At 55.2% G+C, this 19,583-nt stretch carries 16 protein-coding genes; 10 read left to right on the top strand and 6 right to left on the bottom strand.

Annotated elements, in window-relative coordinates; genetic code table 11:
- Positions 1-24: 24 nt before the first annotated feature.
- Both ACIPF8_RS20260 and ACIPF8_RS20255 read right to left on the bottom strand, forming a co-directional pair.
- Entirely contained in the window at positions 25-684 is a 660-nt protein-coding gene (locus ACIPF8_RS20260; protein WP_400424464.1) for a c-type cytochrome, read from the bottom strand.
- A gap of 153 nt (positions 685-837) precedes the next feature.
- Positions 838-1,473 (bottom strand): response regulator, encoded by a 636-nt coding sequence (locus ACIPF8_RS20255; protein ID WP_400424536.1) that lies wholly within the window; start codon positions 1,471-1,473, stop codon positions 838-840.
- A 337-nt stretch (positions 1,474-1,810) separates the two neighbouring features.
- Here ACIPF8_RS20255 and ACIPF8_RS20250 point away from each other — a divergent pair, with 337 nt between their 5' ends.
- The 3 genes from ACIPF8_RS20250 (at position 1,811) to ACIPF8_RS20240 (ending at position 4,464) form a co-directional block, all read left to right on the top strand.
- Positions 1,811-2,500, top strand: coding sequence for a hydrolase (locus ACIPF8_RS20250; RefSeq protein ID WP_400424461.1), 690 nt, complete (start codon positions 1,811-1,813; stop codon positions 2,498-2,500).
- Positions 2,501-2,613: 113 nt separating this feature from the next.
- Positions 2,614-2,898: a XapX domain-containing protein gene (locus tag ACIPF8_RS20245; RefSeq protein ID WP_400424458.1), complete on the top strand. Its 285-nt coding sequence runs from the start codon at positions 2,614-2,616 to the stop codon at positions 2,896-2,898.
- A 129-nt stretch (positions 2,899-3,027) separates the two neighbouring features.
- The gene (locus ACIPF8_RS20240) at positions 3,028-4,464 is read left to right on the top strand and encodes a catalase (RefSeq protein WP_400424456.1); all 1,437 of its coding nucleotides are present in this window, start codon (positions 3,028-3,030) and stop codon (positions 4,462-4,464) included.
- A 102-nt stretch (positions 4,465-4,566) separates the two neighbouring features.
- Here the strand turns inward: ACIPF8_RS20240 and ACIPF8_RS20235 are convergent, their stop codons facing one another.
- On the bottom strand, positions 4,567-5,190 hold the full coding sequence (locus tag ACIPF8_RS20235) for a response regulator (RefSeq protein WP_400424454.1): 624 nt from the start codon (positions 5,188-5,190) through the stop codon (positions 4,567-4,569).
- Position 5,191: 1 nt separating this feature from the next.
- Positions 5,192-7,324 (bottom strand): ATP-binding protein, encoded by a 2,133-nt coding sequence (locus tag ACIPF8_RS20230; RefSeq protein ID WP_400424451.1) that lies wholly within the window; start codon positions 7,322-7,324, stop codon positions 5,192-5,194.
- Positions 7,325-7,687: 363 nt separating this feature from the next.
- Here ACIPF8_RS20230 and ACIPF8_RS20225 point away from each other — a divergent pair, with 363 nt between their 5' ends.
- Complete coding sequence (locus tag ACIPF8_RS20225) at positions 7,688-8,605, top strand: LysR family transcriptional regulator (RefSeq protein ID WP_400424449.1); 918 nt, start codon at positions 7,688-7,690, stop codon at positions 8,603-8,605.
- A gap of 92 nt (positions 8,606-8,697) precedes the next feature.
- On the opposite strand, the gene ACIPF8_RS20220 is transcribed toward ACIPF8_RS20225, so the two are convergent.
- Positions 8,698-9,681: an alpha/beta fold hydrolase gene (locus tag ACIPF8_RS20220; RefSeq protein ID WP_400424446.1), complete on the bottom strand. Its 984-nt coding sequence runs from the start codon at positions 9,679-9,681 to the stop codon at positions 8,698-8,700.
- A 463-nt stretch (positions 9,682-10,144) separates the two neighbouring features.
- Here ACIPF8_RS20220 and ACIPF8_RS20215 point away from each other — a divergent pair, with 463 nt between their 5' ends.
- Together ACIPF8_RS20215 and ACIPF8_RS20210 are read left to right on the top strand one after the other, a co-directional pair.
- A complete protein-coding gene (locus tag ACIPF8_RS20215) occupies positions 10,145-11,053 on the top strand; it encodes a glyoxalase (protein WP_400424533.1) in 909 nt (302 codons plus the stop codon).
- On the top strand, positions 11,040-12,479 hold the full coding sequence (locus ACIPF8_RS20210; RefSeq protein WP_400424443.1) for an alginate export family protein: 1,440 nt from the start codon (positions 11,040-11,042) through the stop codon (positions 12,477-12,479). The genes ACIPF8_RS20215 and ACIPF8_RS20210 overlap by 14 nt, the downstream gene beginning before the upstream one ends.
- A gap of 124 nt (positions 12,480-12,603) precedes the next feature.
- On the opposite strand, the gene ACIPF8_RS20205 is transcribed toward ACIPF8_RS20210, so the two are convergent.
- On the bottom strand, positions 12,604-16,614 hold the full coding sequence (locus tag ACIPF8_RS20205; protein WP_400424440.1) for an ESPR-type extended signal peptide-containing protein: 4,011 nt from the start codon (positions 16,612-16,614) through the stop codon (positions 12,604-12,606).
- Positions 16,615-16,736: 122 nt separating this feature from the next.
- Here ACIPF8_RS20205 and ACIPF8_RS20200 point away from each other — a divergent pair, with 122 nt between their 5' ends.
- The 4 genes from ACIPF8_RS20200 to ACIPF8_RS20185 all read left to right on the top strand — a co-directional run bounded on the left by ACIPF8_RS20200 (position 16,737) and on the right by ACIPF8_RS20185 (position 19,332).
- Complete coding sequence (locus ACIPF8_RS20200) at positions 16,737-16,967, top strand: hypothetical protein (RefSeq protein ID WP_400424437.1); 231 nt, start codon at positions 16,737-16,739, stop codon at positions 16,965-16,967.
- 358 nt (positions 16,968-17,325) lie between these two features.
- Entirely contained in the window at positions 17,326-18,339 is a 1,014-nt protein-coding gene (locus tag ACIPF8_RS20195) for an AraC family transcriptional regulator (protein ID WP_400424434.1), read from the top strand.
- 248 nt (positions 18,340-18,587) lie between these two features.
- A complete protein-coding gene (locus ACIPF8_RS20190; RefSeq protein WP_400424431.1) occupies positions 18,588-19,049 on the top strand; it encodes a profilin family protein in 462 nt (153 codons plus the stop codon).
- 22 nt (positions 19,050-19,071) lie between these two features.
- Positions 19,072-19,332: a hypothetical protein gene (locus tag ACIPF8_RS20185; protein ID WP_400424428.1), complete on the top strand. Its 261-nt coding sequence runs from the start codon at positions 19,072-19,074 to the stop codon at positions 19,330-19,332.
- The last annotated feature ends 251 nt before the right edge of the window (positions 19,333-19,583 follow it).

The following is a 19,583-nucleotide window of genomic DNA, read 5'->3' as shown; positions in this document are numbered from 1 at the left end:
TATGTCCGGCCTTGCCAGACGTGTTTATGGCACCGTTGCAATATAGGCTGCAACCGATTTCATCTCATCTTCGCTGAGCTTGACGGCGACGCTTTTCATGATCATCGCCAAAGGGTTGTTGAACTTCGGAGCATCGCGATAGACATGCAGCTGTTCCAGCGTATAGTTTGCCGGTTGTGATGCGATACGCGGAAATGCTGCCTGGCCATGTCCTTGAGCGCCGTGACAGCTTGCGCAAGCTGGAGCGCCGGTGCTACCGCCATTGGTAAATATGCGCTTTCCCTTTTCTTCCAACTCATGATTTGATTGCGGCTGAGCCTTGGCAATCTGCGCGCCAAAATAGACGCCGAGGTCATGCATGTCGGTGTTTGACAGTGAAGCGGCAAAGCCTTTCATAATCGGGTTAGGTCGTTCTCCGCTCTTGAAATTGGCTAGTTGTAGTTCAAGGTAAGCTGGCGCTTGTGCCGCCAGATTCGGATAGAGCGTGGGATTCACCGTGTTGCCGTTCACTCCATGGCAGGCGGCGCAAGCTTGCGCGAGCTCACGCCCGTGTTGGAGCGCATTCGTTGGTTCTGCTGACATCGCAGGCGCAGCGGAGAATGTCAACGTAGCGCAAGTCAGGCTGGCTGCAACCAAAGCCAGAAATCGAGGATGGGATTGATCGCGTGTGGAAGAAGTAGTCATGAAGTTTCCTAGTTTCTTTTACGATACGAGGAAAATGCAGTGATAGCTACTGAACGAAAGATAGGGAAATTTGCTGATGTTAACAGGCTAGGGTTAATTTTCTCGGCCAACGTCGGTACGGATATGAAAGACGATATGGCGGTTAATTTTCAGTCATGCATCCAGGTATCCGCGCCGCACTGCAATCGTCACCGCATGTGTGCGGTCGTTTGCTCCTAACTTTGCCAGCGTCGCGCTGACATGGGCTTTCACAGTCTCTTCCTTGATTGCCAGCTGCCTGCCTATTTCTCTATTCGTGTTTCCTTCGGCAACAAGTCGCAACACTTCCAGCTCTCGCCCCGATAGCGCGTCGCGCTCATAATAATCTGCAATTTCCGCGACGAGTTCAGGGGGAATATATCGCTCACCTGCATGGACAGTCTGAATTGCCGCCTCCAGATTCAAGCGCAACGCACCTTTCAGCAGATAACCCATGGCACCGGCATTTAGCGCGCGCCCGACCCGAACGTCACCCTTGTAAGTGGTGAGAACGATAATGCGGGCATTTTTGTCCTGAGAGCGAATCGACATCATTGCATCGAATCCGTTCAGTAGTGGCATTTGCAGATCGATTAGCGTTACGTCGGGCCGCAAACGCAGAAACTGTTCTACCGCTTCCTGTCCATTACCGGCTTGCCCTGCCAACTCGATGTTGTCCAGGCCGGCAAGGACCGCGGCGATTCCTTCACGCATCAAAATATGGTCGTCGGCAATCATCACCCGGATCGGTCGCGGCAAAGTTGTGGTCATCACGGAGATCTTTCCTTGGCGAGGTTTAAAAAACTAGCACATGATATATCAATCGACTTCGTCCATTTTTCTTCAAAGATATTGGATCGGAAGAGCTTTTTTCGCTGTTGGAGGAGACCGACGTTTCTTGAAAAAGCGCAAAGAAATTTTCGTTAATTGCGTCTTGTCATACATTTAGATAGTGGTCTTCGATTTTGGAAGGGCATAGCATGGTTGGCGATGGTACGTATCCGGGCGCAGGCAGTTATTGCCTGGCGTCGAGCGGAACGTCTATCGCTTGAGCTGCGCGGCATGTTCGCTAAGGCACCGCTATTACCTACAATGAACGGATCCCATCATGATGAACCCGAAACTTGAAGTATTAACCCCGACAAATTGCCAGATCATTTTCATCGACCAGCAACCACAAATGGCTTTTGGCGTTCAATCGATTGATCGCCAGACACTGAAGAACAATACCGTTGCACTAGCTAAAGCAGCGAAAGCTTTTAATATTCCCACCATTATCACTACAGTAGAAACTGAGGCGTTCTCGGGCCATACCTATCCGGAACTGCTCGACGTTTTTCCCGGCAAGGATATCTTGGAGCGCAGTTCAATGAACTCCTGGGACGATCAGAAAGTACGCGATGCGCTCGCCACCAACGGCAAGAAGAAAGTGATCGTTTCCGGCTTATGGACCGAAGTGTGCAACAACAGTTTTGCACTCTGCGCAATGCTCGAAGGGGGATATGAAATATATATGGTTGCCGACGCCTCTGGCGGTACCTCGAAAGAAGCGCACGACCACGCCATGCAGCGCATGATCCAGGCCGGCGTTGTCCCGGTCACCTGGCAGCAAGTGATGCTCGAATGGCAACGCGACTGGGCGCTGAAAGACACCTATGACGCCGTGATGGCGATCGTGAAAGAGCATTCCGGCGCCTATGGCATGGGTGTCGACTATGCTTACACGATGGTGCATAAGGCGCCGCAGCGCATTACTGGTAGCCACGAAACACTGGCGCCGGTGCACGCCAGGAAGTAAAGAATGAGCAGCCACGCCAGCGTCGGATTGTCGGTTTGACGCTGGCGTTGGAATTCTGGAGCGGCCGTCAGGATTCAACTCGGCCGCCATGATTGTTGGAAGGAGAAAGAACCGTGAAAATCTACATCATTTCCTTGGCAACCGGATTATTGGTGGGCATCATTTATGCCTTGCTGCAGGTGCGTTCGCCTGCGCCGCCTGCAATTGCCTTGATAGGCTTGCTGGGTATTCTGGTCGGCGAACAGGTGGTGCCGGCAGTCAAACGCATTATCGTCGGCGAGCCGATTACCGTCTCGTGGCTGCGCACAGAATGCGTCGGCAAGATTACCGGTGTGGAGCAGCCGGCAGCGTTGGCGACGAAAGAGTCGACGGAGCAGGGATTGGATCATAAAGCTTGAAGCGCAGCTCAGGTTTGCAATATGGGCCGCGAAAAACCTGATCCAAATGCATGGTGAAAAGTAGGCTTTCGACAGGCGGAAGGCGGGCACAACGAAGCTATTCTGATCTGACCTAATTCCGGAGATATCATGAAAAAACTTACCACCGCAGCCGGCGCCCCAGTCGTCGATAATCAAAATATTCAAACCGCCGGGCCGCGCGGTCCGGCGCTACTGCAGGATGTCTGGTTCCTGGAAAAACTCGCGCATTTCGACCGCGAAGTCATCCCTGAACGCCGCATGCACGCCAAAGGCGCCGGCGCATATGGAACGTTTACTGTGACGCACGACATCACCCGCTATACAAAAGCGAAGTTGTTTGCTGAAGTGGGTAAGAAAACGACGATGTTTGCCCGCTTTTCCACGGTGGCCGGCGAACGCGGGGCGGCGGACGCAGAGCGCGATATCCGCGGTTTCGCATTGAAATTTTATACTGAGGACGGCAACTGGGACCTGGTCGGTAACAATACCCCGGTATTCTTCCTGCGAGATCCTCTCAAGTTCCCGGATCTGAACCACGCCATCAAACGCGACCCGCGGACAGGTTTGCGCAATGCCAACAGCAACTGGGATTTTTGGACCATGCTGCCGGAGGCCTTGCATCAGGTCACGGTGGTCATGAGCGACAGAGGTTTACCGCGTACTTATCGCCATATGCACGGCTTTGGCAGCCATACCTACAGCTTCTTGAATGAAGAGAATGAGCGCTTTTGGGTGAAGTTTACTTTCAAGACCCAGCAAGGCATTGAAAACCTGAGCGACGCTGAAGCTGAAGCGCTGACAGGGCGAGATCGCGAAAGCGCGCAACGTGATCTATACGAAAGCATCGAAAACAGGGAATTTCCGCGATGGACGTTGTTTATTCAAGCGATGCCGGAAGAAGACGCTGCGACTTATCGCATCAATCCATTTGACTTGACCAAGGTCTGGCCGCACAAGGACTATCCGCTGATTGAAGTCGGCGTGATGGAACTCAATCGCAATCCCAAAAATTTTTTCGCCGAGGTCGAACAGGCGGCATTCAATCCGGCGCAGATTGTTCCAGGTATCAGTTTTTCGCCGGACAAGATGTTGCAGGGACGCCTGTTTTCATATGGCGATGCGCAGCGCTACCGTCTGGGCGTGAATCATCATCAAATTCCTGTCAACGCTCCGCAATGCCCCTTCCACAGTTACCATCGGGATGGCCGGATGCGGGTCGACGGCAATATGGGGGGAGCCACTTCCTATGAACCGAACAGCGATGGCGAATGGCAGGAGCAACCGGATTTTCGGGAACCTCCGCTGGCGATCAGCGGCGCCGCCGGTCATTGGAATCATCGGGTTGATGACGATTATTATTCGCAGCCCGGTGCGTTGTTTCGGTTGATGACCCCGCTTCAGCAGCAAATCCTTTTCGATAATACGGCCCGCGCTATGCGCGGTGTCTCTGATGAGATCAAGGCGCGCCATGTCGGCAACTGCCTCAAGGCGGATCCGGACTATGGCGCCGGTGTGGCGGAGGCCTTGCGCAAGATCGGCTCGTAAATCGAAGCTTGCTCACGCCGGCACGGTATCGATGCGTATTGTATCGCGGTGAGTCGCGTTAAATATTCGATGAGGCGATGCACAAGAAGCCGCGCCTCATCGTCAAAATCCGCTGAGCAGGCCGCGCCGTGCGGCGACGGTTGCTGCTTCGGTGCGACTGGAAACGCAGAGCTTGGCAAGGATGTTGTTGACGTGGAATTTGACGGTGCCGACTTCAATCCCGGCGCTGCGCGCGATCATTTTGTTACTCTTTCCGGTGGCCAGATGAACCAGAATTTCCAGTTCGCGTTTTGACAAGCGGTTGGTTTCCATTCGCTCGGCCAATTTCGATGCGACTTCGGTCGGCAAGAATTTGCTTCCGCCGGCAACGGCCTTGATGCACTTGATCAGTTGCTCCACACCTGCATCCTTGAGCAAATAGGCTTGTGCACCGGCCTGCAGACCGCGATAGACATCTTCTTCACCTCGATACGATGTCAGGATCACGATGCAGGCATTGGGATCAATTTGACGAATCTGCCCGATGGTTTCAACGCCGTTCATTTCCGGCATGTTGAGATCCATCAGAACCACTTGCGGGCGCAGCTTCTGATAATAATCCAACGCCTGTCGTCCGTTTCCTGCCTGTGCCACAAGACGGAAATCGGGAGTCGCGTTGATTAGCGATGTCAGGCCGGCGAGTATTAGTGGGTGATCGTCTGCAATCAGAATCGAAATGGCTTCCATATCAGGTTGCTTTCTCTTCGGAAGTGGGGAGGTAGTGATTGACGGACATGCGTGGCCGCGTATCGCCTGATGGGAAGCTGACGTGGAATGATGTGCCATGCGGTTGCCGCGAAGTGCACCAGATCCTTCCGCCGTGGGATTCGACGATTGAGCGACAGATGGTGAGGCCCATGCCCATGCCATCCGGTTTGGTGGAAAAAAGCGGTTCGAACAGGCAGTCGGCAGAATGGGGGGTAATGCCAATCCCATTGTCCTCGATGCTAAGTCGAACAGTGCCGGACTTGTCAATGATGGCAGAACGGATGTACAGAACACGTATTCTGTTTTCGACGGTATTCATGGCCTCAAGCGCATTCAGCAACAGATTCATGACGACTTGCTGCAACTGAGCCCGGTCGGCGTTGAGCAAGTGTGCGCCAAGTGAAAGTTGGGGGCACAACGTGACCTTACGAATTTGTAGTTCGGCACGGAACAGCTGCAATACTTCCCGGATTGCGTCGTCAACGATGACGGGAGCAAATTCTGGTCCGGATTTGCTTGCCATGCCTCTGATGCCACGGATCATGTCGCCCGCGGACTGGGCCGCCTGGCGCACCTGTTTTAGGGCGTCCTCCAACGGAGCCAGTTGCGGCGGCTCTTGCCGCAGCCAGCAGAGTCCTGCATCTGCACTGAGCACAATGGCGGCCAGGGGTTGACTTACGTCGTGCGCCATCGAGGCGGCAAATTGACCCATTGCAGATATCCGCGCTAAACGTGCAAGCTCACCCTGCGCTTGGCGTAAAGCTTCGTCTGAGCGCTTTTCATGAGTGATATCCATGATAGTGCCGGTGAATTCCAGTCTGCCGGCGCGATTGGCTTTTGCCTGTCCCGCGCTGCGCAGGTGACGCAAGCTGCCATTTGGGAGCGTAATGCGAAATTCGTGGAGTAGGCATAGCTGGGTGCCGATCGCCTCATAGAGTTCTCTTTCTACCCGGGTTCTGTCTTCGTAGTGAACGCGCGCCATGAATTCTTCAAAGGTGACGGGATGGAGGGCAGGGTCAAAGTCGAATAGGTGAAGAAACTCTTCGCAGCAGCTGAGTTCTCCACTTGCTATATTCCATCGCCATGTGCCGGCTCGAATTAGCAGGCGCGCGATGTCGACTGAAGTTCTGCTGGCTTCCATCGCCTCTTCGGCGTTTCTGCGTTTTTCTCTCTCTATTTGCAGTTGCCGGGATAAATTGGTGTTCTCCAGTGAGAGCGCGGTTTGTGGCGCTGACACTTCATGCCCGTCTTTACGAGGCAAAGGCGTAAGGACAGGTGTCTTGCTGATTTTGCGCCAATTGCTCCGGCAGCTTATGAGATCGTCCAGCGCAGATTTGGCGCTTTGATGGCATTCACTATTGTTTCTGTCGATCAGTTTGATCGCGATCTCGGACAGGCATTCCCGTAAGCCGGTCTCGCCATGGATACGTGAATGTCTTGCTTTGAAACCTTCTGGCGACGCGTATGGCGGTACTCCGTTCAATAGCTCATAGAGTATTGCGCCTAATGCGTGCAGATCGTCGCCGTGACCATCCATTCCATGAAAAATCGTGTGGCGATCCGATACGGCCCGGATTGGAACGATGTTGCTGCTACATTCGAAACCTGTCGGTGTTTTGCTCAAATAATTGGCTTTGCCAAAGCCAGTCAAATACACACGTCGATTGTCTGCCAGAACAATGTTTGAAGGATGTAACGCCAGATGCAGCATTCCGCTGGAGTGCATCTCATCTACTGCAGCCGTGAGAGCCAGGGCGATGGACAAGAAGTCTCCCGTGTTCAGCCTCCCTTTTGGGAGGTTGCATAGCGGTACGCCGCCTGGATCGGGGAAAAAAAGTGCAAGTCCTTGGCCGTAGGTTTGCAGCGAAAGTGGGTGCAGGGCCCAGCTGGAATCCAGACGCATTCGCAACGCAAATTCACGCTCCAGAAGCTGTTGCGCTGCGGGGTTCTGAATGTGGGCGCCAGCGAGAGCAACCAGCGCGCTATCCAGGTCGGCGCCTGCGCTCGCGATGCGCTTTGCCCGATGTAATACGATCGTTCGATTCGCGTGCAGTGGCATTAATTTCCACTCCGACAAGTCGATCACTAGCTCTCTGGCGATTATGGCGTTCATGCGCTTGTGCGATTCAATGTGGTTGGATTGGGGCTGACGTATCCTGCCTTGTTTGTAGCAATCGTATGCTGACTGTCGGACCCTGGTGGAACATCAGGTACGGATTTGTAAGCGAGCATTCCCTGGCATCGTTTAACGTCTCGCCGCCTGCGGAAAGAACCAAGGAGTGCTGGAATTATCCTGTGCGAAGTGGGATTGCCGTTTATACGAAAGGGGTATTGATACAGGTATTTTTAGCGGACGCGGTACCCTTGCTCGCTAGCGGTTCATCTGCCCCATTCTAGGGAAAGTCCGGTCAAAGATTGTTCTGGTTTGTCCGATCTATACTGTATGATTTAATTGAACAATATTGAGGAGAGTGTCTTGGATCGTTTGAAAGCCATGCAAGCCTTCGTGCGGATCGTGGAGGCAAACAGTTTTTCGAAGGCTGCCGAAACATTGAATCTGCAACGTGCCGCCTTGACTTCGACATTGCAAAATCTGGAGGCTTTTCTTGGCACCACGCTCTTGCAAAGATCCACCCGCCGACTGTCGCTGACACCGGATGGCGCCGAGTATTTTGAAAAGTGCATCCAGATACTGGCGACCATCGAGGAGATGGAAAACGGCTTTCGCAATCACAGCCAGAAGGGACCCAGGGGCAAGCTGCGTCTCGATATGCCGGGAGCGGTCGGTCGTCACGTGGTGCTTCCTCGCATTTCCGAGTTCTACGATACATATCCGGACCTGGAACTGGTCATGAGTCTCACCGACCGCCTGGTTGACATGACGCAGGAGGGCGTTGACTGTGCGTTGCGCGTCGGTAGCTTGCAAGACTCCTCTCTGGTCGGCAGGCAGATTGGCAGCATGCAGTTTGTAACTTGTGCTTCTCCATCCTACCTGCAGCGTTACGGCACTCCCCTCACTATTGAAGAACTGCGACAGCATCGTCTGGTGACGCACTGCTCTGGGCGCACAGGGCGCGCGTTCGACTGGGATTTTCAGGTGGACGGCAAGGTGGTCAAGGTCGAGATGTCGGGCATCGTATCCGTGAACGATGCCGACGCCCATGTCACTTGTGGCCTGCAGGGCCTCGGCCTGATGCAGCCGGCGCGTTACCAGGTACGTGAATATCTGGACAGCGGAGAGTTGGTGGAAGTTTTGCCCCGATGGCTACCCGTGCCCATGCCGGTATCGCTGCTGTACCCGCAAAATCGGAAAAATGTGCCCAAGCTGCGCCTGTTCGCCGATTGGGTTGAGGAGATATTCCGCGGTCACATCGATTTCAACGATCCCAAATAAGTCGCTCCGTCTTGTGTCGGGCGTTGCATATCGCCCGACACATTTAATGGCTGGACAACGCTCTCTGAACGATCGCGCCGGACAAGCGGCGCTTAAGATTTCAGGAATGCGAGCAAATCTGCATTCAATCTATCCTTGTGCGTAGTCGGCAGGCCATGTGGTGCGCCTTCGTAGATAATCAGCTTTGCATTTTTGACGATTTTTGCCGAGGCCTTGCCGGCGGTATCGATCGGCACGATCTGATCATCGCTGCCATGAACGATCAGCGTCGGTATATCCATTTTCTTCAAGTCGTCGGTGAAGTCGGTTTCCGAAAATTGTTTGATGCAATCGTAGGCATTTTTAATCCCACACTGCATGCCCTGCGCCCAGAAGGTATCGCGCACGCCTTGGGACGGCTTCGAATCAGGACGGTTGTAACCGTAAAACGGTAACGTCAAATCCTTGAAGAATTGCGAACGATCGGCCAGCACCGCGCTACGGATGCCGTCGAACACGGACATCGGTAAACCGTTGGGGTTGTTGGCGGACTTAACCATTTGCGGTGGCACGGCACCCACCAGTACCGCCTTGGCGACGCGCTTGCTGCCGTGGCGTCCGATGTAGCGCGCCACCTCGCCGCCGCCGGTAGAATGGCCGACCAAGGTGGCTTCTTTCAGGTCCAGTGAATCAATCAGTGTTGCCAGGTCGTCAGCATAGGTATCCATGTCGTTGCCGCCCCATGGCTGACTCGACAAGCCGTGCCCGCGACGGTCGTGTGCAATCACCCGATAGCCGTTGCTGGCCAAGAACATCATTTGATCTTCCCAAGCGTCGCCCTGTAATGGCCAGCCGTGGCTGAACACGACAACCGGGCCGGTTCCCCAGTCTTTGAAATGAATCACGGTGCCGTCTTTGGTTGTGATCGAGTTGATGGTACGTTTTTCGGCGCTGGCGTCGGGCGCCGATACGGTGGAAGCTGCAGCTGCGCCGGACGAAACCAGCACTGCACCGGCTGCGCTGGCAGCTACGCCTGCCGCGGAAACCAGCAATTTGCGGCGTGAGCTGATTTCTTCACGTTCGATTTTCTTTGACATGATATTAGCCTTTCTTGGTAAACGATTGAGGTACGTGAGATACCTTGGACGCTTGGGTAAGCTATGAGAAGTCTAGTTAGTCGACGCCTGTTTCGATACTGCCAAAAGATCAGTAAGCTGCTCAATTCGTCGTTGAAGTAATGTCGTCCAATCAAACATTTGGATTGTGCCGTGACGGGGAAATGAAAAAATATGCAACCGTTCGTCGGGGCCCCTCCTTTTGGGAGGGGATAAAAACCGTCTTGAGCGATACACTCAGGCATACAAACTTGTTTTCGGTGAAAGCGTTGCCTTGCACTGCGGCCAGACAGATCTCAAGGCAAGTCGGTTTTCCAGTACAGCCTTCGGCAATGCTTAAGTGACTCAGATTTCCATCATCAATGCAGGGTTCTTTACGCAAGTTCGGGCAACCGATGTAGGCGCATCCATTTCAATTTCCAGCTAAAGGAATTCATCCATGCGAATTTTTCCACTTTATCGCCGTTTCGTCGCCGTCAGCATCGTTGGCGCCTTGGTTTGCGGCTCCATTCTTCCGGTTGCGGCAAAAAATGAAACTACGACTGCCAGCGTAGCCGTCGGGCCGCAATACGACACCACGCATGTCTACGTATCCGGCGAAAATATCGATGCTTTCGTCAATAGCTTCGTCGCCACATTCGGCGGTCAGGCGTCGCCGCGGGCCGTCTTTACTGTTACTCCGACGCCCAGCAAGACGGCATCCCAGTACATCCAGACCCCGGTCGGCATGCTGTCGGTATTCGCCTTCCAGACACCGATTCCCTACGGCTTCGGCGAAGAACGTACCGGCTACCTGGTGACGGATATGGCGGCGGCGACAAAAGCCGCAGTGGCAGCCGGCGCCGATCTCACGGTCGAGCCGTTCGACGATCCGATCGGCAAGGATGTTCTGATCCAATGGGCCGGCGGCGTCAAGATGCAGCTGTACTGGCACACCAAGGCGCCATCGTATGCGCCGCTTGAATCCATCCCGGAAAACCGTGTGTACGTATCGCGCTTGGCGGCCGATAAATTCATACAGCAATTTGTCAGGTTCTCGCATGGGAAAATTCTATCGGATGAGAAGCAGGCGGATGGCGGCGAGATCGGACGTCCTGCCGACAAGATCCGACGCATCAGGATCAACTCCGGCTTCGGCAAGATGGTCGTGTTCGCCACGGATGGCAAACTGCCTTACCCGTTCGGTCGCGAGATCACTGGTTATGAAGTCAAGGACTTGGCTGCAACGCTGACAAAGGCCGAGGCGAACGGCGTAAAGTTGCTCTCGCCTTCCTACAAGACTAGTGAGGGTAATAGCGCCGTGGTGCAATTTCCAGGAGGTTATGTAGCAGAGATTCACGATGCGGCGAAGTGATCTGCCGTCCGTGCTGAAGAGCGGCGGCTTCGGCCGTCGCAGTTTGCTGGCCTTGATTGCGGGCTGCGTTCCGCTGCACGACGCACTCGCCCAAGACGTGGGAGTCTGTGGGCTTCAAAGGCCGGCAATCAGCTTCAATCGCTGGCAAGAGGATTGGGGAGTACTGGCCGATCTCTGTTTGCCGAGAAAGCCGTTTGACCAGTTGAAGTACATAGCGCTGTCCGACGATGGAATATCCTATCTCTCGCTCGGCGCAGGCTTGCGCGAACGCATGGAAGTCAATAATTCCGCGCTCTTCGGCACCGGCGGCGGGCGTCCCAATACCTATTTCTTGCAGCGTGCCCAGTTGCATGGGGATCTGCGTCTTGGCGAGCATGTGCAGGCTTTCTTGCAGCTTGAGGATGCGCGCCCATTCCGCAAGGATGCGATCAGCCCTGTGGACAAGGATCAGCTGGATGTCGAGCAGGCATTCGTCACCGCTACCGGACAGCTCGATAGCGGAACCTTCAAAGTGCGCGCGGGGCGCCAGGAAATGGCATTTGACCTGCAGCGCTTCGTATCCGTCCGCGATGGACCGAATGTGCGTCAGGCCTTCGATGCATTGTGGGGAGATTGGGAAAGTGGCCAGTGGAGGACAATAGGTTATGTCACCCATCCGGTACAAAACCGCTCCGCCACCGACTTTGACGACACCTCCAACAGCCACTTGACCTTCAACGGAGTGCGTCTGGAGCGCAAGAATGTCGGTCCAGGGGATCTTTCAGCCTATTATTCCCGCTACAGCCGCGACGGCGCGAAATTTCTCGATGCAAGCGGTGACGAGCGGCGTGACGTTGTCGACATGCGTTACGCCATCAACACCGGCCGGATCGACTGGGATGTCGAAATAATGGGGCAGGGCGGGCGAGTCGGCAACAAGACCATCTCGGCCTGGGCGCTTGGCTCTCTGGGCGGTTATACCTTTACAGACCAGGCATGGAAGCCGCGCCTCGGCATGCAATTGGACGTGGCTTCGGGCGATCGTCATCCTGGCGACGGTCAGATCGGGACCTTCAACCCGCTTTTCCCGAATGGCTACTACTTTACGTTGGCTGGCTTTACCGGATACAGCAACCTGATTCATGTAAAACCGTCGCTGACGATCCGGCCGTCCGCCACATTGACGGTGCTGACTGCACTCGGTCTGCAATGGCGTGCGACTACGGCCGATGCCGTCTATGCGCAAGGTTCTACCGCCGCACCGGGGACTGCCGGCCGCGGCGATCGCTGGACCGGAGCGTACGCGCAACTGCGTACCGATTGGAGCATCAGCCCGAACCTGGTCACCTCTGTAGAAGCGGTGCATTTCCAGGTGGGAGATACGATCCGCCAGGCTGGTGGCAGAAATGGCGACTACTTGGGAGTGGAGTTGAAGTTCGGGTGGTGAGAGAGCCAGGCGGCAGTGCAAAGGTCAGACTGCTGATTGGAGCCGCGTACCGACGCCATCTCGGGTCCATCTGTGCCCAGGCTTTACGGCGCCAAATTAGGCGCCGTTTCCTGTGTGACGATGCTCACCAGACCTTGAAATCGACGCCGGCCGAGACGCCCCATACGCTTCCGGTGGTGCTCACGCCGATACCCCAGGTGTTATTGCCGGTGCCGCTCTTGGCTCGGAATTGCAAGGCCAGTGCGCCATATCCCTGGTAAGAGCCGATACCGACGCCAACGCGTCCTTCGCCGGGTTCCAGGGCAGACGTCACCGCGCCCGACAGCGCCATGCTCATCGCGACGCCCGAGTAGGCGATGCGCTGGACATTGCCGATCTGGTTCTGCACGTTATTCAATTGCGAGACATTGACGGCGTCGGTCGGGTTGATGCCTGGCGCGACATTGGTGATGCGTCGTTCGCTTCCAGGCGCGCCTACCGATACCGTATTGGCCTGGTCCGCCACCGAGTACGCACCTAATGCTACCGAGTTGTTCGCCGTGGCTTGCGCACCGGCGCCCATCGCTACCGCATCGTTACCGGACGCCAGCGCGTTGTTGCCAACGGCTACAGTGGGATCGCCGGTCGCGCGGGCGTTGTAGCCGATTGCCACCGAACCGGCTTGCGACGCCAGGGCGCGGAAGCCCACTGCCGTGGTGTTGGTATCGGTTGCTTGCGCGTTCGAACCCATCGCGGTTGAGCCGTCCTTGGTCGCTTGCGCACACAAGCCCGTGGCGGTCGCATCGACCCCATTGACGGTGGTGCAGGTTGCCGCCGAGACGTTGCTGATAGCCGTCCCAGCTACGCCGCGGGTCTGCACTGTGCCGTCGCTGTTGGCGCCGCCGATTGTGGTGCCAACCAATACATCGCCGTTGGAGGTGGCGGCGCGTGATCCGGCGAGCAGTGGATTGAGCGCGGTTGACAATGAAGCGGTGCCGCCATTGACGGTGCTCAACCCGGTCGACAGCGAGATCACCTGGCTCAAGCCGGTCGACAGTGACAAGATGCCAGTCGACAGCGAAGAAATGCCGGTCGAGGTTGAAGTCGACAGCGACGATACATTGCTGTTGGTGCTCGACAATCCGGTCGATAACGAATCGACATTCGAGACACTGGTTGAAAGACCGGTCGACAGCGAACTGATGTTGCTGGTTACCGCACCCAAGCCGCCCGCTGTCGAGGCCGATAAGGAGGAGAGGTTGCTGTTGGTCGACGACAAACTGGTCGACAGAGAGTTGAGACCAGTCGAGGTCGAGGTCGACAATGAGTTCAACTGGCTGACGTTGACGGCGTCAGTATTTTGGACACCCGCCGCCACATTGATAATCCGCCGTTCGCTGCCCACCGAACCAACCGACACCACGTTATTGAGGCCGCCGTCGGTCGAGCCTGCACCCAACGCCACCGAATTCAGGCCAGTCGCGTTGGCATTCGCGCCAATCGCCACCGAGCGCGTACCTGGCGCCACCGTTGCATCGTCGCTGCCATTCATTGCGCCGTCGGCTTTGAAGTAATTTGCTACCCCAGAACCCTGCAGACTGGAAACGCTGGTCGACAGCGAGTTTACGTTGCTGTTGGTTGTGCTGAGGCCGGTTGACAGGGATGTGATGCCGCTGGTGGTGGTGCTCAAGCCAGTCGACAGTGAAGTTACGTTACTGTTGGTCGTGCTCAGGCCAGTCGATAGCGAAGTGATGCGACTGGTGGCTGTACTCAGTCCGGTCGAGGTGGACGTTGAGAGCGACGCCACGTTGCTGTCGGTTGTGCTTAAGCCGGTCGACAGCGAAGTGATGCCGCTGGTTGCTGTGCTGAGGCCGGTCGACAGCGACGCGATACCACTGGTTGCTGTGCTCAAGCCGGTTGAAGTCGATGTCGACAATGATGATACGTTGCTGTTGGTCGTGCTGAGGCCAGTCGATAGCGAAGTGATGCCACTGGTGGCTGTACTCAGTCCGGTCGAGGTGGACGTTGAGAGCGACGCCACGTTGCTGTCGGTTGTGCTTAAGCCGGTCGACAGCGAAGTGATGCCGCTAGTTGCGGTGCTCAGGCCGGTTGAAGTTGAGGTCGACAGTGATGATACGTTGCTGTTGGTCGTGCTGAGGCCAGTCGACAGCGAAGTGATGCCGCTGGTTGCTGTGCTCAAGCCGGTTGAAGTCGATGTCGACAGTGATGAGACATTGCTGTTAGTTGTACTGAGGCCAGTCGACAGCGAAGTGATACCGCTGGTGGCGGTACTTAGGCCGGTCGACGTGGACGTTGAGAGCGACGCCACGTTGCTGTCAGTCGTGCTCAAGCCGGTCGACAGCGAAGTAATGCCGCTGGTCGCGGTACTCAAGCCGGTTGAAGTCGAGGTCGATAGAGATGAGACATTGCTGTTGGTCGTACTTAACCCTGTCGACAATGAAGTGATACCACTGGTTGCCGTGCTCAGTCCAGTTGATGTCGACGTCGACAGCGACGTTACGTTACTGTTGGTCGTACTGAGGCCGGTCGACAACGAGGTGATGCCGCTGGTTGCCGTGCTCAATCCGGTCGACGTGGACGTTGAGAGTGATGCCACATTGCTGTCGGTTGTGCTCAAGCCCGTCGACAATGAAGTGATGCCGCTGGCCGCAGTGCTCAGGCCGGTTGAAGTTGAGGTCGACAGTGAGGAAATATTGCTATTGGCGGAACTCAGCCCCGTCGACAGAGAGACGATGCTACTGGTGGCACTGCTCAGTCCGGTTGAGGTAGTGGTCGACAATGAAGTGAGTTGGCTGACATTGACCGCGTCGGTATCTTGCGTGCCGGCTGCAACATTGATGATTCGCCGCTCGCTGCCGACCGCGCCGACCGAGACCACATTGTTGGTGCCGCCATCGGTTGAACCCGCTCCCAGCGCGACGGAGTTCGTACCGGTTGCTTTCGCATTCGCGCCGATTGCCACCGAGCGTGTTCCAGCGGCGACCGACGCGTCGTCCGAACCGTTCAAAGCGCCATCGGCTTTGAAGTAGTTGGCTACGCCCGATCCTTGCAGAGCCGAAACGCTTGTCGATAACGACGTAACGTTGTTTGTGACTGTGCTCAATCCGGTTGATAGTGACGTGATGCCGCTGGTTGCTGTGCTCAGGCCGGTTGAAGTCGAAGTCGACAACGAGGCTACATTGCTGTTGGTCGTGCTCAGACCAGTCGACAATGAAGTGATCCCGCTGGTCGCTGTGCTCAATCCAGTAGAAGTCGAAGTCGACAAAGAGGCTACATTACTGTTGGTCGTGCTCAATCCGGTTGAGGTAGAGGTCGATAATGAGGTAATGCTGCTGGTTGCTGTGCTCAGGCCAGTTGAAGTCGAAGTCGACAACGAGGCTACATTGCTGTCGGTCGTGCTCAGTCCGGTCGACAGTGACGTGATGCCGCTGGTCGCCGTGCTCAATCCGGTTGAGGTAGAGGTCGATAATGAGGTAATGCTGCTGGTTGCTGTACTCAGGCCAGTTGAAGTCGAAGTCGACAGTGAGGTAATACTGCTCGTCGCCGTGCTCAAAGCAGTTGACGTCGAGGTCGACAGCGACGACACGTTGCTGTTTGTGGTACTGAGGCTGGTCGAAAGCAAAGTAATGTTGCTTGCGTTATTGCTGATGCCGGTAGAGGCGGTTGTCGACAGTGAGTTAAGCTGGCTGAGATTGACCGCATCGGTGCCTAAGGTCCCGGCCAGCACGTTTTTTATCTGGAAATTGCCAACGGATACGTTGCCGCCACTGATATTGAAGCCATTCGTCGTGACCAAATTCGCTAATCCGGCGTTAGTGCCGCTGCCATATAACGTAAAGCTCACACCGACTGAAGACAAGGTTGCCGAATACGAACCACAGGCTCCATTTGTTGGTAGAGCTACGCTGTTGGTGATGTTGTAACTGTTGGTCGGCCCGCACAGGGTAACGGCCGACTGTTGCGCATAAAGATCGCCGGACGCCGCCAGCGCCAAGGCAATGATGGTCTTGCCGCCCAAAGAAATGATCGCCCCCAATCCTGCGCTCTGACTTTTTCCGTAACCGTTTGCCAATTCTGATGCGACGACAAGTTGTCCAGTACGACGATTGAATATCACGCGGTAGATGCGGTTCATGATGTTGCCTTTATCGTGGTTGGCAATAGAAAACGATTACATTGGAAAAATTGCAGAGCCGATACGGTGCACATTCGGCCAGCGCGATTCGGCGTCGCGAAGGCGGGTATGGAAGTACCTCCATGAAAATTGTCGATGTCATCCGTCAGGCTGCGAATGAGCAGACCGGGAGTACTTGCCTTCGCCAAGCCCGGATTGCTTCAGGCAAGGCCGGCAACGTTATCCGCACATCGCACAGTTCAATCGACGGCGACAGCCAGCAGCGAATGGAAGTGTTAACTTGGATCACTGCACAATTGAATAGCGGATTGCTTGTGGAAATACTATTGCCGAACAGAATTTTGCAGATATGAAAAAAGAATCCGGGAATAGTAAATTCGCGCCAATTGTATGAATTTTTGTGACGATTCGCGGATTGGCCGCAATGCAGTCGCAAGATTGACTGAGACGGAAGGTTGAGGCGAGCGGGCTGTGCGCTCAACCCGGTATGTGGACAAATTGCGATGCGCAGGCAAGGTGATGAGCGATTTTATTGCCGTAATGATATTTGGTTGATTGAAAGTAATATTTGTTGACAATTGCCGGCCAGATTTATTATTGTTTGTCTCAAATCTCCTATCGACACACGCATGGCACAAAGCCGACATAGTCAACGTATGTCCTTGGCGATATCAGGGGAGCAACCAACAACGGAAAACTGCGAGGTTGTGAATGAATACAGTCCTGTCTTCTTCCTACAGCGTTGACCTTGTATCGGAAATGCCACGCTTTGAACGTTGGGCGGGGATAGTTTCCAGAGTATTGAATCCGGTTGAACTGGATAGTAGTGAGCGTGAGCATTTCGATGCACGCGCCAGCACGTTCCAGTTGGGAGGCGTGGCTTGCCTGTTTTCGCAAGGCGCCAGCCCGGTTGTCGTACACGGGACGTGCCAGCACGCAGCTGAGGCGACGGGCCATTCGTATCAGGTCGTCGTGATGAGGCACAGCGGCAATGGCGTGCTTCAGCAAGGACATCAGGAAACGCATTTTGGCGCCCGCGATCTGGTCTTGTTCAGTACCACGCAGGATATGGTGGTCAAGGTGCCGGATGCGAATTTTACTTGTTTGTCGATTCCTGATGCCGTCGTTCGCCTCTGGAGGCCTGAGCCGCACGGGCACGGCGCGCGGGTGCTGCCAGGCGACAAAGGATGGGCAGCCGTCTTGTCTTCCTATTTGAATCACTTAAAGCCGGAAGTCATTGCTGCAACGGCCCCTGGGCAGCACTTGCAGATGTTTGAGCACGTGCTGTCCATCTATGCATTTGCTTTGCAGGAGAGCGGCCCCGCACTCCCGGCGGACGCCCACATTTCCAGCCACAATAAAGCCGATTTGTTTGCGCGCATGCATAACTGGCTAGCGGAACACTACATGGACCCGGAAATATCGGCCACGCATATTGCGCAACATTTTGGAATTTCGGTGAGAGAAGTCCATCGGCGCTTTTCGCGTGCGCGACAAGGATCGACTTTTCTCGATGCGTTGCGAGAATTGCGCATGACTGCCGCGATACGGATGTTGACCGATAGTCATTTTTCTTCTTTGACCGTTGCAGAAATCGGCTATCGCTCCGGCTTTAGTGAGCCGGCTTATTTTGGCCGAGTGTTCCGGCAGAGGCTCGGATGCTCGCCGGGCGCCTTTGCCAAAGCGCGCATGAAGGATGGCTTGGCGGAGCGGGTGGCGGCTTGATTCATTGATCGTCCGGAAGGGTGATTAGCCAGATAAGGACATCAATCGCGCACCCGGAGATTTTGTGTACAAAGTGTTATGCACTTTCTCTATGTCTGATATTTCCAAAAGGAATTTATATTTCTTTTCGGCATCTCCTATACTGGCCAATTACGACTGTGCCAGGCAGCTTGGCAATCCAGTCCAGTAAAAATAACCCAATGCTTCACACGTAGTCGTCACCCATCCTTTTTGTTCAGGAGGTTTGTATGGCAACGGATTGGCAGAAATTTGTCGAAGAGTTGGTCGGTGCCGGGCTGACTCATGGGCTGGTGCTGGATCTGCGGGGGACGATACTGGCGCAATCGGCCGGATTGCATTCGTCGTCCGCGGAACTGGCAAAAATAATCAATGAATTCAATTTTTGCGGACCGCCGCCGCGGCCGATGGTGCTCACCATGGTTGTGTTCGGCGGTGTTCAGTATTACCACGCGCAGACGACCCGCAATGCGATCCAGTTCCTGCGTGCCGATCGCGGCGTCGGCGCAATCAGCGGCTACAAAGTCATGGGCGTTGCCTTGATAGGTGTCAGCAACGAGCAGTTGGGCAACGACAGCGCCTTTATGTTGATCAACCAGGCAGGAAATCATCTTGGCCGAATCGCCGACCCGACCGGTGGCATCGAGAATACGTTCAAGGAAAGCATTCAAGCACGCAATGCCTGCCGATGACTCGGCTGGAAAGAGGGGTCACATGCAAGCAGTAGCGGTTGCCATGCAAGAGCAGGACGGAGATGCCAGGTTATCGGCCATTGCAACGCTGATGACGCTCCATCCGGGGATTGGAAGCCAGGTTGCCTGGCTGCACGCGCTCGAAAAAACCGTGCGGGAAAACCCGGGCATCGATGAAGGGCAAATCACGGGGTACTGGATCCGCCTGTCCAACGCCGGGCGCCTGGTCGCCGTGATTAATCCGCTGTTAGGTCTGGTCTTGCAAGAAACCGAATGCTATTGAAACCGTCTTGCCGGCGGTGACAGGGTAGTGTTGACCACGCCGGCGGCGCGATGTGCGGATTGACCAGAATCAACCTCTGATTTGCGGCCGGACTGTGCGCCCAAACGCCGAAACAAGTCTCCCTTTCCAGCTTGATACCGACATGTAGGCTACTTGGCCATTCGCTCTTCTTCAGCTTCTCGTCGTGCGCTCCGCCTTCCGGCTAGCTGCAAAATCCACACTTAAAGCAAACGAACAAAAAAACACACTAA

It is taken from the genome of Collimonas sp. NPDC087041 (genome assembly GCF_044745265.1).
Lineage (GTDB): Bacteria > Pseudomonadota > Gammaproteobacteria > Burkholderiales > Burkholderiaceae_D > Collimonas.
Note: the sequence above shows the minus strand (reverse complement) of the source record. Positions and strands in the feature narration are given on the sequence as shown.